General features: G+C 70.5%; 10 protein-coding genes. 4 read left to right on the top strand and 6 right to left on the bottom strand.

The genetic code is table 11. The features are described from left to right. Positions 1–12: 12 nt before the first annotated feature. From ACZ3I3_RS07985 to ACZ3I3_RS07975, 3 genes are all read right to left on the bottom strand, one after another. Positions 13–1,035, bottom strand: coding sequence for an EamA family transporter (locus ACZ3I3_RS07985; RefSeq protein ID WP_467363457.1), 1,023 nt, complete (start codon positions 1,033–1,035; stop codon positions 13–15). A gap of 90 nt (positions 1,036–1,125) precedes the next feature. Continuing rightward, positions 1,126–2,262, bottom strand: coding sequence for a lipid II:glycine glycyltransferase FemX (locus ACZ3I3_RS07980; RefSeq protein WP_467363455.1), 1,137 nt, complete (start codon positions 2,260–2,262; stop codon positions 1,126–1,128). A 135-nt stretch (positions 2,263–2,397) separates the two neighbouring features. Beyond that, the gene (locus ACZ3I3_RS07975; protein ID WP_467363454.1) at positions 2,398–5,292 is read right to left on the bottom strand and encodes an FAD-binding and (Fe-S)-binding domain-containing protein; all 2,895 of its coding nucleotides are present in this window, start codon (positions 5,290–5,292) and stop codon (positions 2,398–2,400) included. A 94-nt stretch (positions 5,293–5,386) separates the two neighbouring features. On the opposite strand from ACZ3I3_RS07975, the gene serC reads away from it, so the two are divergent. Next, positions 5,387–6,505: a phosphoserine transaminase gene (gene serC, locus ACZ3I3_RS07970; protein ID WP_467363453.1), complete on the top strand. Its 1,119-nt coding sequence runs from the start codon at positions 5,387–5,389 to the stop codon at positions 6,503–6,505. A 188-nt stretch (positions 6,506–6,693) separates the two neighbouring features. Here serC and ACZ3I3_RS07965 read toward each other — a convergent pair whose 3' ends face one another. Further along, entirely contained in the window at positions 6,694–7,029 is a 336-nt protein-coding gene (locus ACZ3I3_RS07965; protein WP_467363451.1) for a formylglycine-generating enzyme family protein, read from the bottom strand. Positions 7,030–7,977: 948 nt separating this feature from the next. Between ACZ3I3_RS07965 and ACZ3I3_RS07960 the strand changes: the two genes are divergently transcribed. From ACZ3I3_RS07960 to ACZ3I3_RS07950, 3 genes are all read left to right on the top strand, one after another. Then, a complete protein-coding gene (locus ACZ3I3_RS07960; protein ID WP_467363449.1) occupies positions 7,978–8,178 on the top strand; it encodes a hypothetical protein in 201 nt (66 codons plus the stop codon). A gap of 47 nt (positions 8,179–8,225) precedes the next feature. After that, entirely contained in the window at positions 8,226–8,945 is a 720-nt protein-coding gene (locus ACZ3I3_RS07955; RefSeq protein ID WP_467363447.1) for an ABC transporter ATP-binding protein, read from the top strand. 128 nt (positions 8,946–9,073) lie between these two features. Then, entirely contained in the window at positions 9,074–11,134 is a 2,061-nt protein-coding gene (locus ACZ3I3_RS07950) for a hypothetical protein (protein ID WP_467363446.1), read from the top strand. Positions 11,135–11,261: 127 nt separating this feature from the next. Here ACZ3I3_RS07950 and ACZ3I3_RS07945 read toward each other — a convergent pair whose 3' ends face one another. Both ACZ3I3_RS07945 and ACZ3I3_RS07940 read right to left on the bottom strand, forming a co-directional pair. Next, positions 11,262–12,860: an alpha/beta hydrolase gene (locus ACZ3I3_RS07945; protein WP_467363445.1), complete on the bottom strand. Its 1,599-nt coding sequence runs from the start codon at positions 12,858–12,860 to the stop codon at positions 11,262–11,264. A gap of 215 nt (positions 12,861–13,075) precedes the next feature. Beyond that, a complete protein-coding gene (locus ACZ3I3_RS07940) occupies positions 13,076–14,605 on the bottom strand; it encodes a cellulase family glycosylhydrolase (protein WP_467363443.1) in 1,530 nt (509 codons plus the stop codon). Between the last annotated feature and the right edge of the window lie 588 nt (positions 14,606–15,193).

Raw genomic sequence — 15,193 nt, 5'->3', positions numbered from 1 at the left:
GTCCCGGCCGCTCTAGCCCTCCAGCCCCGCACCCTCCAGCGCCGCCGTCTTCCGGCGGCCGCCGCGTCCGCGCCCGACCTGGGTCCGTACCGCTCCCATGCTCGCCACGATGACGAGGGCGATCGCGGCGGCCTCCATGGTGGTCAGGGCCTGGTCGAGGAGGAGGAAGCCGGCCGCCGCGGCGATGGCCGGTTCCAGGCTCATGAGGATCGCGAAGGTGGAGGCGGGCAGGCGGCGCAGGGCGAGGAGTTCGAGGGTGTAGGGCAGGACCGAGGAGAGCAGGGCCACCGCCGCGCCCAGACCCAGCGTCACCGGGTCGAGCAGCTTCGTGCCCGACTCGGCGATGCCCAGCGGCAGGAACAGCACCGCCCCCACGGCCATCGCCAGGGCCAGGCCGTCCGCCTGCGGGAAGCGGCGGCCCGTACGGGCGCTGAAGATGATGTAGGCCGCCCACATGGCGCCGGCGCCCAGGGCGAAGGCCGCTCCTGTGGGGTCGAGGCCGCTGAAGCCTCCGCCGCCGAGGAGGAAGACGCCGGCGAGGGCGAGGGCCGCCCAGACGACGTTGATCGCGCGGCGGGACGCCAGGACCGAGAGGGCGAGCGGGCCCAGGACCTCCAGGGTGACCGCGGGGCCCAGCGGGATGCGGGCGACGGCCTGGTAGAAGAGGCCGTTCATCGCGGCCATGGTGATGCCGAAGACGACGACCGTGCCCCAGTCGGTGCGCGAGTGGCCGCGCAGGCGGGGCCGGCAGACCAGCAGCAGGACGACCGCCGCCACGAGCAGCCGCAGCGCCACCACCCCGAGGGCGCCCGCCCTCGGCATCAGCATCACCGCCAGCGCGCCGCCGAACTGCACCGAGATCCCGCCCGCGAACACCAGGCCCACCGGCCCGAGGGAGCCCAGCCGGCCCGGCCCCGCGGCCGGTGCGCCGGTGGTGGCGGTCGTCGCGGACTGGGGCGTGGTGGCGGTGTCCGGAGGGGTCACGGGCGATCCTGTGCTCGGCGTACCTACATCTTCATACACACTCGCGTGCATCAAGATGTACTTCGAAGTCCAGAGTAATGGACTCGGCCAGGCGCGTAAACCGTTTAAGCCACTGTCTCGGAGTGCTCCGGGGCCGGGCTCTCAGCGGCGGGCCAGGTACAGGCTCAGCGCCTTGTACAGCAGCCGGTTGATCGGGAAGTCCCACTCGCCGAGGTACTCGACGGCCTCGCCGCCCGTGCCCACCTTGAACCGGAGCAGGCCCAGCAGATCGCTGGACTCCTCCAGCGTGTCGGTGATGCCGCGCAGGTCGTAGACGGCGGCGCCGAGTTCATGGGCGTCCGACATCATGCGCCACTGCACGGCACTGCTCGGCTGGACCTCGCGCCGCCGGCTGGTGGAGGCGCCGTAGGAGTACCAGACGTGGTCGCCGACGGTCAGCATCGTCGCGGCCGCGAGCACCTCGCCGTCGTGGTGGGCGAGGTAGAGCCGCATCCGGTCCGGGTGCTCGGCGGTGAGCGCGCTCCACATGCGCTGGAAGTAGGGCAGCGGGCGCGGGAGGAAACGGTCCCTCTCGGCGGTCTCGGAGTACAGCTCGTGGAAGGCCGGCAGATCCTCGTAGCCGCCGCGTACGACCTTCACGCCGGCCTTCTCCGCCTTGGTGATGTTGCGCCGCCACTGCTGGTTCAGGCCGCCGCGGATGTCCTCCAGCGACCGTCCGGCCAGCGGCACCTGGAAGACGTACCGGGGCTGTCCCGCGGCGAAGCCGTCCTCGCCGCCGGGTTCGGTCTGCCGCCAGCCCATGCGGCGCAGGGTGTCCGCGACCTGGCCGGCCCGCGGTTCGAACGAGGTCGCCCGCACGTCGCGCAGGCGCCGGGCGGCCGGGTCCGCGATCGCCGCCTTGACCGCCTCGGCGCTCCAGCGGCGCACCACGACCGGCGGGCCCATCCGCACCGCGAACGCGCCCCGTCCACCGAGGTGGGCGACCATCGGCTCCAGCAGACGTTCGAGGCCGGGCTCGTGCCAGTCGATGAGCGGGCCCTCGGGCAGGTACGCCAGGTACCGCGGCAGTCCGGGCAGCTTCGGCCCGGGCAGCGGGCGCAGCAGCACCAGTCCCGCGCCGACGAGCTGCCCGGCCCCGTCGAACCAGCCGAGGCTCTCCGCCCGCCAGTCTGGCTTCACCTCGCCCCAGGACGGGATCTGCGTGTGGCTGGCGGAGGGGCGGGCCGCGACGAACGCGAGATGCTCGTCACGGGTGATCGGCTGGACGCGGACGCTCATGCACGGGCTCCTTCGAGTGGCTGGTGCCGCGACTCTAGGAGTGCCTCAGCCCCTCCCCCTGCTCAGACACTCGGTTCCGCCGGTCCCGTGGCCCGAACGCCTCAAGCGCGTCCGGCGACGGCCACTCGCCCCGTTTCACCGCCCGAACTCCGCGTCGTTCCCCTCTTCTCCCTCCAGCGCCGCCGCCAGCACCTCCGCCAGGTGCCTCCCCCGCACGCCCGCCAGCTGCTCCAGCTGTGTGCGGCAGGAGAAGCCGTCCGCCAGGACCACCGTGCCGTCCGGGGCGTCCCGTACCGACGGCAGGAGCTGTTCCTCCGCGCACGCGGCGGACACCTCGTAGTGGCCCTTCTCGAAGCCGAAGTTTCCCGCGAGGCCGCAGCAGCCGCCGCTCAGTTCGCCGGTGAGCTGAGCGGCTCCGCGCAGCCGGCGGTCGGCGGCGTCGCCCAGCACCGCGTGCTGGTGGCAGTGGGTCTGGCCGGCCACCGGGCGGTCGACACTCGGTGGTGTCCAGTCGGGGGCGTGGCGTTCCAGCGTCTCCGCGAAAGTGAGCACCTTGGCGGCGAGGCGGGCCGCGCGCGGGTCGTCGTGCAGCAGCTCGGGGACGTCCGTGCGCAGGGCCGCGGCGCAGCTCGGCTCCAGGACGACGACCGGGGCGTCGGTCTCCAGCACCGGTTCCATCAGGTCGAGCGTGCGGCGCATGACCGCTCGGGCACGGTCCAGCTGCCCCGTCGACACGTACGTCAGCCCGCAGCAGACGTGGCCCCGGCCCCGCAGCAGGGACAGCGGGTCGAGGGCGACGGTCCTGCCGTCACCCACCGGCGGTTTCGCCAGGCGCACGGTCGGCGGCAGCGCCACCCGCAGCCCGGCCGCCTCCAGCACCCGCACGGCGGCCTGCCCCACGGAGGGCGAGAGGTACTCGGTGAAGGTGTCGGGCCACAGGACGACCAGGTCGCCCGGCGCGGAGGTCCCTCGCGCCCGGCGCCGCTCCCACCACCGGCTGAACGTCCGGGTCGCCACCCGGGGGATCTCCCGCTCGGGGGCGATGCCGCCCACCCGTTTCGCCGCCCGGGCGAAGGGCCGCAGCCGGGCCAGGGCGTTGACCAGCCGTGCCGTGCGCGTACGGGACACGGCGCGCAGCCACACGGGCAGCCGGCCCATCGCGTAGTGCGCGGCGGGCCTGAGCCGGCCGGCGTAGTGGTGGTGGAGGAACTCCGCCTTGTACGTGGCCATGTCCACCTCCACCGGGCAGTCCGACCGGCAGCCCTTGCAGGACAGGCACAGGTCCAGGGCGTCCCGCACCTCCGTGGAGCGCCAGCCGTCCGTCACCACATCACCGGCGAGCATCTCGTGCAGCAACCGGGCCCGGCCGCGCGTGGAGTGCCGCTCCTCGCCGGTGGCCCGGAAGGACGGGCACATGACGGCGGAGCCGGGCACCGACGTCGTACGGCACTTGGCGACGCCCACGCAGCGCCGCACCGCCGCCGAGAAGTCACCGCCGTCGGAGGGGTAGCCGAAGGCGACGTCGACGGGCTCGCGGGGGAGGACGGAGAAGCGCAGGCCGGCGTCCAGGGGCGCGGGGCGCACCAGCATGCCGGGGTTGAGGAGGTCGTCGGGGTCCCACACCCCCTTCGCCCGCTCGAACAGGCCGATCATCTCCGGCCCGTACATCCTGGGCAGCAGTTCCGCCCGCGCCTGCCCGTCGCCGTGCTCCCCGGACAGCGAGCCGCCGTGCGCCACGACCAGCTCCGCGAGTTCCTCCGAGAAGCGGCGGAACCGGGCGATGCCGGGCTCCGTGAGCAGGTCGAAGTCGATCCGGACGTGGATGCAGCCGTCCCCGAAGTGCCCGTACGGCGTGCCGCGCAGCCCGTGGGCGGCCAGCAGCGCCCGGAAGTCCCGCAGATACGGCCCGAGCCGGGCGGGCGGCACGGCGCAGTCCTCCCAGCCGGGCCAGGCCTCCGTCCCGTCCGGCATCCGGGTCGCCGTACCGCTCGCGTCCTCCCGGATCCGCCACAGCGCGCGCTGCCCCGCCGGGTCGGTCACCACCAGGGCGTCCACGACATCGGCCGCCCGCACGATCGCCTCCGCACGCGCGCGTGCCTCCCCGGCCGACTCGCCGCCGGTCTCCACGAACAGCCAGGCCGCGCCCCGCGGCAGCGCGGCCGGGGACGGCACCAGGTCCGCCGCCATGCCCTCCACCGTCAGCGGCCCGTACGGCAGCAGCCCGGCGGCCGCCTCCGCCGCCGAGCCCTCGTCGGCGTAGCCCAGCACGGCCAGCGCACGCGCGCGTGGTGCCTCGACGAGTCGTACGACCGCCTCCGTCAGCACGCCCAGCGTGCCCTCGGAACCGCAGAAGGAGCGGGCCACGTCGGCGCCCCGCTCGGGCAGCAGGGCGTCCAGCGCGTACCCGGAGATGCGGCGGGGCAGTTCCGGGAAGCCCGTGCGCAGCCGGGCCAGTTGGCCGTCCACCAGCTCCCGCAGGCCGTCCGGCGCCCCGGCCCACTCCTGCCCGAGCCGCAGCCGCCGCCCGCGCGCGGTGATCACGTCCAGCTCGCGCACACTGTCGGCGGTCGTCCCCCAGGCCACCGAGTGCGAGCCGCACGAGTTGTTGCCGATCATGCCGCCGAGCGTGCAGCGGCTGTGGGTGGAGGGGTCGGGCCCGAAACGCAGCCCGTGCGGGGCCGCCGCCTCCTGGAGCCGGTCGAGCACCAGCCCCGGCTGCACGACGGCCGTACGCGCCTGGGGATCCAGCGACACGAGACGGTTCATGTGACGGGTGAAGTCCAGCACCACCCCCGTACCGGTCGCCTGCCCGGCGATCGACGTGCCCCCGCCCCGGGGCACCACCGGCACGCCGTGGGCCCGGCACACCTCCAGCACGCCGGCCACGTCGTCGGCGTCGCGCGGGGCGACGACGCCGAGCGGGACCCGGCGGTAGTTGGAGGCGTCCATGGTGACCAGTGCCCGGGAGGTGCGGTCGAAGCCCACATCGCCCCGGACGACCTTGCGCAGCTCGGCCTCAAGATCCGTCATACGTCCAGCAAACCAGTCTCACGTCGACACGAACCCCGTCTCACCCGACGGAACACGTTTCGCCCAGGTTTCCTCACCGGCTAACCTCCAGAGCGTGGCTGAGATCCAGATTCCTGCTGACATCAAGCCCGCCGACGGTCGATTCGGCGCGGGCCCCTCCAAGGTGCGGGTGGAGGCGCTGGACGCCCTGGCCGCCACCGGTACGTCCCTGCTCGGCACCTCCCACCGCCAGGCTCCCGTCAAGAACCTGGTCGGCAAGGTGCGTGAGGGCATCCGTGAGCTGTTCCAGCTCCCCGACGGGTACGAGGTGGTCCTCGGCAACGGCGGCTCCACCGCGTTCTGGGACATCGCGACGCACGGCCTGATCGAGAACAAGTCGCAGCACCTCAGCTTCGGCGAGTTCTCCTCCAAGTTCGCCAAGGCCGCCAAGCTCGCGCCCTGGCTGGCCGAGCCGGACGTCATCTCCAGCGACCCGGGCACGCACCCCGAGCCGGTCGCCGAGGCGGGCGTCGACGTGTACGCCTTCACGCACAACGAGACCTCCACCGGTGTCGCCATGCCGATCAAGCGCGTGGCCGGCGCGGACGAGGGCGCCCTGGTGCTCGTCGACGCCACCTCCGGCGCCGGCGGCCTCCCCGTCGACATCGCCGAGACGGACGTCTACTACTTCGCCCCGCAGAAGTCCTTCGCCTCCGACGGCGGCCTGTGGATCGGCGTCTTCTCCCCCGCCGCGATCGAGCGCGCCGAGCGCGTGCACGCCTCCGGCCGGCACGTCCCGGAGTTCTTCTCACTGCCGACGGCGATCGACAACTCCCGCAAGAACCAGACGTACAACACCCCTGGCCTCGCCACGCTGTTCCTCCTCAACGAGCAGCTGGAGTGGATCAACGGTCAGGGCGGCCTGGACTGGTCGGTCCGCCGCACCGCCACCTCCGCGCGGACGCTGTACGGCTGGGCCGAGGACGTCAAGTTCGCGAACCCCTTCGTCACCGACCCGGCCAAGCGCTCCCAGGTCATCGGCACGATCGACTTCACGGACGAGGTGGACGCCGCCGCCGTCGCCAAGGTCCTGCGCGCCAACGGCATCGTCGACACCGAGCCCTACCGCAAGCTCGGCCGCAACCAGCTGCGCGTCGCGATGTTCCCGGCGATCGACCCGGCGGACATCGAGGCTCTGACGAAGTGCGTCGACTACGTGATCGACAAGCTCTGAGACCCTTTTCGCGTACGTGACCGAGGGCGCTCCACGTGTGCGGGGCGCCCTCGCTCGTGCCCAGGCAGCCGCGCCCCCGCCGAACATCTCCCACAACCTCGCCGGGCTGCCCTCTCCGCAGTCCTTTGCCGCCCCCGCCGGAAGGTCTCAGGCACCGCGGCCGGCAGCGCCGGATCCACGCCCGGGAGCTACGCATCACCCGGAGCCGAGCGCGCCACGCGGAACCCCACGTCGTCGGTCCGGTACGTCGGGTGGCTCCGGCGCCGCATCGAGGCCCGGCAGCTCCAGTGCTCGTCCGACCAGCCGCCGCCGCGGAGCACCCGGTAGCTGCCGTAGACCTCGGTGTCGTAGAGGTCCCAGCACCAGTCCCAGACGTTGCCCAACACGCCGTACACGCCCCAGGCGTTGGGCTGTCTGCCCCCACGGGGCGGATGCTGTCCGCCGAGTTGCCCCGGTACCAGGTGATGTCGTCGAGCGTGCCGTAGCGCGGGCCGGTGGTAGCGGCGCAGCAGGCGTGTTCCCACTCGGCCTCGGTCGGCAGCCGGTAGCCGTCGGCGCTGCCGTCCCAGTCGGCCGTACCGGCGTTGGACCGCATGTCGTAACGGGGTCCGGCTCCTCGCGACACGACAGGGCGTTGCAGAACCGGACCGCGTCCCACCACAAGACGCCCTCGACCGGCAGCCGGTCGCCCCGGGCCCGCGCTCGGCCACTGGCCGGTGACCTCGGCGTACCAGGCCTGCGTGACTAGGACCGTCGAGAGGCGGAACGACGCGACCTCGACCGGCCAGCTGCGCTCAGTCCGCGGCCGGACAGCGTGACGGACCCCGTCGGGACGGCCACCATTTCGTTCCGCAAGTCGCCCCCCATGACCGATCGTCTCCGCATTCTTCGTGACAGCGGGGGCTCCCGGCGGACATGGCCAGGGCGCCCCTCTCTCGTGATGTCAGGCACGGGTCACAAAGGCACCCACAGCGCCCGAATTCCAGAACCCCAGAGTCCCCCGCAGACTGTCACCGGCCTCGCGGCGGCCGGTTGCGGCATGCTCGTCGCCGGCTGCGGACGACGACGGTCGCTATCCCCGGTGAGGACCTGGCACACGAGCAGCAGGAGGACCGGGGGTCGGTGCCCCGAATGGCTGTCAGTCGATCCAAGTCGCGTGTGGCGTAAGGGCGTTCCGGTGTAGCAAGTGGACGGCCTGTGAAGAACCTGTCATGATCCTTTGGCTCTGGGCGATGCCTGGGACCGCGGAACAGGTGAAGTCCTGGAGGAATCGATCCTCTAGGGAAGGGACGGAACGGATGAAGAGTCGAATATCTCGCAGAGCCGGGCGCCTCGCCGCCACGGTGGCCGGCGCCACTCTCGCTCTCGGGCTGAGCATCGGGAGCGCTCCGGCGTGGGCCCAGATCCAAGCCTCGCAGGGCGACGACACTGCTAAGGGGTTCGAAGGTGATCGCCGTCTCCGAGTCTGTGACATGGAGTCCGACACGAACGCGGTAGAAGGCGAGTACTTTCGCGTCTACGACAACAGTTCGAGCCACCTCTGGGACAAGAACGGCGCTGGTCCGGACAACTGCGTAAAAACCGGCGCGGGTGCGGTCCTCAACAAGGTCCGAGTCTGTGAGCAGCAATTCGCCAAGCCGGATGCGTGCGGTTCCTGGGGATACCGGATCTAGAGCGGCTGCGATGCGCCCGTCGCCGTCGAGGTGACGGGCGCGTTCTCGTGTTCAACCACTTCCTGCCTCGCAAGGGACTTTTGGTGCGGAATCCCGTCCTCCAACTGCATGACATCCGGCTCCAGCTGGCTGACCGTGTGCTTCTCAATGGCGTAGATCTCACTGTCGCGGAGGGCGAGTCCGTCGCGTTGATGGGGCCCAGTGGCAGCGGAAAGAGCTCACTGCTCTCGTGTGTCCTGGGGCTCATGAGCCCGGACAGCGGAGCCATCGAGGTGGCGGGTGCGAACGTCACGTCACTACGGGCCGGCGCGAGGGCACGACACCGGTCACGCCATATCGGCATGGTCTTCCAGTTCGGTGAACTGCTCCCGGAGCTGACAGCTCTGGAGAACGTGATGCTCGCTGCCATGCTGGGCGGTGTGCGACGCTCCCGCGGACGGAGCGCTGCTGAAGAACTCCTTCGCGACCTCGGAATCTCCGATACCTCGGTGTCCACGGGATCGCTGTCCGGTGGGGAGCGCCAGCGGGTGGCGATCGCTCGGGCCCTGGTCAACAGGCCGTCATTGATTCTTGCCGACGAACCTACCGGCGCACTCGATGACGACAACCGTGACCGCGTCAGTCAACTGTTGTATTCGCTGCCCTCCCGATGGGGCTGCGGGCTTCTGCTCGTCACGCATGACCAGGACGTGGCGGTCGGTGCTGAGCGCGTCGCGCGGATCACGGACGGGCAGATCAGCATGGGGGCTCAGACGTGGGGCGTCTGAGCGGGCGCGGCTTGACGCGACAGCTGATGGCTCTGGGCCTACGGGCCTCCAAGGGCGGTCCAGGACACCGACTGCGGAGTCTCGCGCTCGCACTGGCCACCGCGTTCCTCTGCTGTGCCGTCGGCACAGTGGTCATCACCTTGGCGGCAGACAGTGCGCAGCAGAGCCACGCCCAGGCAAGAGCACCTCGATTCACCGGCAAGTTCCCAGGAGAGCGCGCTGTCGCCCACTGGCGGGAGAGCGGTGACACGGTCGGCGGACTTCAGCACAGTGTCATCTTCATCGAGCCGCTGACTCCCAGCGCCTCGCCGCCCCCCGGCCTGACCGAATGGCCGCGGCCGGGGGAGGCCGTACTCTCTCCAGCGCTTGCGGCGGCAGGGCAGCGGGAGGGGATATCCGACCGCTACGGACGGGATGCGGGGAGGATCTCCGCTGAAGGCCTCACGTCTCCCTCGGAGCGGTTGGCCTATGTCAGACCGACGGCCACCAAGTCCCCTGAGTGGGATGAGACGATGCGGATCTCTGGCTTCGGGGACCCTGATCCCACGCCGTTCGGGGACTCGATCAGCGTGGTCGATGCTGACGCGTTCATGGCGGCTGTGATCGGCTTTCTGGGCCTTCCGGCCGCTGTCCTGACCGTGGTGGCCTTGCGCTGCGGTTCGGCTTCACGTGACCGTCGTACGGCGTTGCTCGACGCACTTGGCGGCACTTGGCGGCACCGGGCCCTCGTCTGCATGGGCGAAGCGCTGTGGCCGGTAGTGGCAGGCGCCTTGATCGGCACGGTGCCGCTCCTGTCGGCGGCGTACACCGACATCGCCATTCCGCTCACCGACTACACGCTCTCGGCGGCGGCCGTTCGTGCCTGGCTGCCGACTGTCCTCCTCGGCGCGGCCGGTGCGGCCGCTGGAGTGCTCGTCTCCTCGGTGCTGCTGCATCGAAAGAAGGGAGACGGTCGTTCCCCACGCACGCTGACCAGGGGCCGGGTGAAGCGGCGTTACGCGCTGTTGTGCGCGCTCGGCCTCGGGATGGCCATGCCGGTCGATCTCGGGCCGCTGGCTCCGGACTACCGCGTCAGCATCGTGCAGTACGCGATCGGCATCGTCCTGACACTCGCGACTCTGCCTACGTTGATCGCCTGGGTGATGACGGCCCTCGGGCGACGACTGGCCAGTCGGTCGGTCACGAAGCAGTATTCGGGCGGGCTCATCGCCGGCCGTTGGCTGCACGCGTATCCGGGTGTCATCGCGCGTCTCGTCGTGGCAGTCGTGGTGGGTCTGGGGTTGGTCAGTCAGGTGCAGCTGTGGGTGAGCCGAACCACGGTAGCGGCCACGGAGGCCAGGCAGACGTTCGACGCCCTGGGGGACAGCGTCCTGATCATCAGAAGCCGTGTCCAGCCGGCCTCGCAGATCAAGGCGTTCGAAGAGGATCTGGGACAGGGACGCGCTCTGTTCGCGCTGCTCCAAGATCGGCAAGAGCCGGCCGTCCTCACAGGTCCCTGCGTGAGCTGGAAGGCTGTTCAACTACCGTGTCCGCCCGCTCGGTCCGCCGTCCTTCGCGAGGGCGATCGGCGGCTGGGCGAGCTGGCGCGCTGGGAAACAGGGACACCGGACCTGCGCATCGCCACCGGCGACCTACCCGCGACGGGGAAAGGCGGGGGTGGCGCAGAGATCAAACTCGTTGTGATCTCTGACTCAGGTGACGCGTCAGCCGGCAGCACGGTCCGGGAAGCCGCGTATCGCCATGTGGGTACGGCGCCCTTGGTCAACGTCCTCGCAGGCGTGCAGTTGGGTGGCGCCTTGCTGGACGAGACCATCGCAGATTGGGTGACTCTGCTCGGGCTGGGGGGCATGCTCATGGCTGCCCTTGCCGCCGCGTTCAGCGCCTTGGCGGAGTTCCAGGTCTTCGGAAGCCGACTCGCTCCCGTAGGCGTCCTGGCGGGAGACACACACGTGTTCCGGTCCACCGCACTGTGGTACTTGTCCGTCCCGATCGGCGTGGCCGGTTTCGCAGGCGCCGTCGTATCCACCGTCCTCGGATACCCGATGGTGACCACTGGCGGGGCCCGCTGGGCTCCGGAGCTCACTGCGGTGACGGTGGTGGGTAGCACGGTGCTGGCGATCTGTGTCGGCCTCGTGGGAGGCCAGGGAGTGATCGCCCGGGCCAGAAATTGGAGACCGGGCGCTGACTGATCGGCCTCCTGGGCGCAGGGGTTCTACGTGATCGAGAAGCTCTGACCTTCTCCCGCAGACGATGAGGGGCGCCCGGTAGGTTCCGGGCGCCCCTCACGTCATGTCAGGCGATGCTCACGCGAGCGCGTCATACCCCGGATCCCAGGATCCCGCGCAGGGTGTTGCCGACCGTCGCGACGGCCGACTGGCCCGTGCTCGGCGTCTTGCCCGCCGTGGCCTGCGGCTTCGGGTCGGGCAGCTTCTTGCAGACCGCGTCGGCCACGCCGCTGCCGTGCGGCACCTTGCCGCTGGTCAGGTACGTCGCCAGGTGCTTGTCGAGGCAGGCGTTGCCGCTCAGCGAGATGCCGTGGTTGCCGCCGCCCTGCTCCACCACCAGGCTGGAGTTCTTCAGCAGCCGGTGCATGGTGGCACCGCCCTGGTACGGGGTGGCCGCGTCGTCCGTCGCCTGGAACAGCAGCACCGGCGGGAGCTTGGCGTTGGCCACGTTCACCGGCTTCAGCGACTTCGTCGGCCAGAACGCGCACGGCGCGTTGTACCAGGCGTTGTTCCAGGCCATGAACGGCGCCTTCTCGTACACCGCCCAGTTGTCCTTGCGCCACTGCTTCCAGTCGCGCGGCCAGGACGCGTCACGGCACTGCACCGAGGTGTAGACGCTGTAGCCGTTGTCGCCGGAGGCGTCGATGGCGGCGATGTTGTCGTACGCCTTCACCAGCGCGGCGGTGTCCTTCTTGTTGACGTACGCCGCGAACGTCTGGGCGAGGGTGGGCCAGTAGGCGTTGTTGTAGCCGCCGGGTATGAAGATGTCCTCCAGCTCGGAGGCGCCCACCTTGCCGCCCGCCGGCTTCTTGGCCACGGCCGCCCGCATCGCGTACCACTTGGCTTCGACCTTCTTCGGGTCGGTGCCGAGCTTGTACGTGGAGTTGTACTTCGCGATCCACGCCATGAGCGCCTTGTGGCGCTTGTCGAAGGCGTAGTCCTGCTTGATGTTGGCGTCGTACCAGACGCCGGTCGGGTCGACGATCGAGTCCAGCACCAGGCGCCGCACCCGCTCGGGGAAGAGCTTGGCGTAGACCGAGCCGAGGTAGGTGCCGTACGAGTAGCCGAAGTAGTTGATCTTCTTGGCGCCGAGGGCCTTGCGGATCGAGTCCATGTCCTTCACGGCGCTGACCGTGTTGATGTACGGCAGGACGTCGGCGTACTTCTTGCCGCAGGCCTGGGCGAAGGACTTGGCGCGGTCGAGGTTGGCCTTCTCCAGCGCGGGCGTGCTGGGCACGGAGTCGGGGCGCACGGGGTCGAAGTGGCCCGGCTTGCAGTCCAGGGCGGGCTGGCTCTTGCCCACGCCGCGCGGGTCGAACCCGATGACGTCGTACTGGGCGGCGACCTCCTTCGGCAGGGAGGACGCGACGAAACCGGCCAGCGACAGGCCGCTGCCGCCGGGGCCGCCGGGGTTGACCAGCAGCGGGCCCTGGAACGTCTTGGCGGTGTGCGGCACGCGGGACAGCGCCAGCGTGATCTTCTTCCCCTGCGGCTTGGCGTAGTCGAGCGGCACCTTCACCGACGCGCACTGGAGCGTCGGGTAGTCCTCCGTGGCGCACTTCTTCCACGTGACCTTCGCGGCCTGGGCGGCGTTCGCGGAGTGCGGCGCGCTGGCGCTGGCGGGGACGGCGGTGAGTGTCCCGGCCAGGACGACGGTCGCGCCGCACAGGACGGCTGCGCTTCTTCTCATGGAGTTCTCTCAGAACGGTGAGGGGGGTCAGGACCGCGGGTCCCACGGTCCGTCCCGCATCGTTTCGGAAGAGCGCGCCATTCACGTACGTTTTCGACCAAGACTTGACCGAATCGAGTCATCGCATCGGTTCAACCGCCTTCAGAAACAGGGGCGTTCCGGCGATTTCCGGAACGCCCCTACCCCCCCCGGGACCCTCTCCCCTCACTCCGCGGTCAGGTCGCCGTACAGCTCACGCTCGGTACACTCCCGCCCCCGGGCGCGCCGCCCAGGCCGAAGCTCGCCGAACCTCCCGCGGGCACGCTCCCGTTGTGCGCGGCGTTCACCGCCGTGACGATCGCGCCGCTCTGGGTGTGCGAGGCGTTCCACATGCTGGTGACCTTCTGGGAGCCGGACCATGTCCAGTTCACCTTCCAGGACTTGAGCGGCACGGTGCCCGTGTTGGTCACCTTCACCTCGGCGTTGAAACCGCCGCCCCAGTCACTGCTGACGGTGTAGGCGGCGGAGCAGGCGGCCGTACCGCCGGGCTCGCCCGGGCCGCCCGGGCCGGGTCCGGAACCGCCGCCCTCGAAGCCGGGCGCCTTGACGGCCGCCAGGTATCCGTCCTTCGCGGTGTCCACGGTCTGCCAGTCGTCCTTCAGGATCCCGCCCGTGTCACCGGAGTTGGGGTTCCAGGACCAGAACGTCCAGTGGAAGCTGTCGGCGCCGGACTCCGACGTCGAGCGCAGGTACTTCACCAGTTCGGCCAGCCACTTCTGGTCCACCGCCGGCTGGAGCGTCGTACCGAACTCGCCGAGCCAGACCGGCGCGATGTTCTGCTTGAAGATGTAGCCCCAGTACTTGTCCCAGATCCCCGGCATGTTGGCAGGGAAGGACGGATCGCTGAACCACGACTGCTGGGCCACGGACGTGGCGTAGTCGTGGGCCGAGTACACCAGCCGGTTCGGGACGTCCAGCTGGACCGGGTGCTGGGCGACGCCCATGAGGTTGCCGCCCCACCAGCCGTTGGCGCCGTTGTGCGACTGCACGCCCTCCACCATGATCAGCAGCTCGGGGTTGACCGACAGCACCGCGTTGCCGGCGCGCTGGGCGGCCAGCCGCCAGTCCCGGGCCGTGTCGCCGCAGCCCCAGCAGGCGGGGTCGTGGGGCTCGTTGTGCAGGTCGATGCCGACGACGGTGGGGTTGCCCTTGTAGCGCGCCGCGAGGGCCTTGAGGTTGGCGATCCAGGTCGACTCGGGGACCGAGGCCGTGTACCAGAGCGCCGACTGGCCCGCCGCGTCCGGGCGGTGCCGGTCGAGGACGATCTTGAGCCCGGCCTGACCCGCGTACGCCACGATCCGGTCCAGGACCTGAAGCGACGTCAGGCCCCGCAGGTCGGTGTTCTTGCCGTCGTAGTTGATGCTGCCGGGCATGGCGCCGGGCTTGAGGATGTCGTCGCTGTAGGGCATGCGGATGGTGTTGTAGCCCAGCGACTTCATTTGGTCGATCATGCTCTTGTAGTCGCGGGCCCACAGGCCGTGGACGACGTGGATGTCGGTCTCGAAGCCGAACCAGTTGACGCCGGCGATACGGACCGGCTGCCCGGCCGCGTCCAGGATCTGCCGGCCGCTGGTGTGCCAGTAGCCGGCACCGGCCTGAGCGCCGGCATCACCGGCGTCGGCGCCGGCCTGTGCCGACTGGGTACCGGCCAGGGGTAACAGGAGCGCCGCGGCGACGCACAGCGCTCTTCGCAGAGTGCGGAACATGGCTGCTTCCTCTCGGGGGAGGCGCGGCCCCGGAACACGGAATGGGAGCGCTCCCATGTGCGCCGCGCACCTCCCAGGAAACTGACGCACCATGAGCACGTCAACCCTCCGGGAGGTGCGGGTTCCGCTCAAGGCGGTGTCCGGCCCTGGGGCATGTCAATCCACGCAGGCAGAGACGACCGGATGAACTCCCACTCACCACGGACAGTTCATGACGGCCGTGTCAAGGCTGCAACCTCCGAGCGGGCGGGGTACGTCGGCTGCGCCCCAGGCGCCACGCGACAAGGGGCGTACCGATCGCCAAGCCCACAAGAACCACGGCCAGGCCCCACATGCGTGGCAGCACAGGGTCCTTGGACAGTACGAATGCGATGCTCACGAGGAACCCGGCGGAGACACCCAGTGCTGTTGGCCCCCGGCCGCCGCGGCGGGTCACTGAGTGCGCGAGGAAGACCAACAGCCACGGCACGGTCATCATCGCCGCGAAATACCAGCCGGCCCCGTCTGGAACACCACAGCCGCCTCGGCGCGATGGCCCGCAGCCACTGGCCACCGCTCCGGCCAGCGCCCAACCGAGCACCCCGGCGA

This window comes from Streptomyces sp. NPDC016851, assembly GCF_055562795.1.
This window is presented reverse-complemented; position numbering and strand designations above follow the sequence as displayed.

Coding starts and splice junctions, on each gene's coding strand:
- ACZ3I3_RS07945 (WP_467363445.1), bottom strand. CDS start 12,860: ATGAGAAGAAGCGCAGCCGTCCTGTGCGGCGCGACCGTCGTCCTGGCC.
- ACZ3I3_RS07975 (WP_467363454.1), bottom strand. CDS start 5,292: ATGACGGATCTTGAGGCCGAGCTGCGCAAGGTCGTCCGGGGCGATGTG.
- ACZ3I3_RS07960 (WP_467363449.1), top strand. CDS start 7,978: ATGGAGTCCGACACGAACGCGGTAGAAGGCGAGTACTTTCGCGTCTAC.
- ACZ3I3_RS07985 (WP_467363457.1), bottom strand. CDS start 1,035: ATGCACGCGAGTGTGTATGAAGATGTAGGTACGCCGAGCACAGGATCG.
- ACZ3I3_RS07940 (WP_467363443.1), bottom strand. CDS start 14,605: ATGTTCCGCACTCTGCGAAGAGCGCTGTGCGTCGCCGCGGCGCTCCTG.
- ACZ3I3_RS07980 (WP_467363455.1), bottom strand. CDS start 2,262: ATGAGCGTCCGCGTCCAGCCGATCACCCGTGACGAGCATCTCGCGTTC.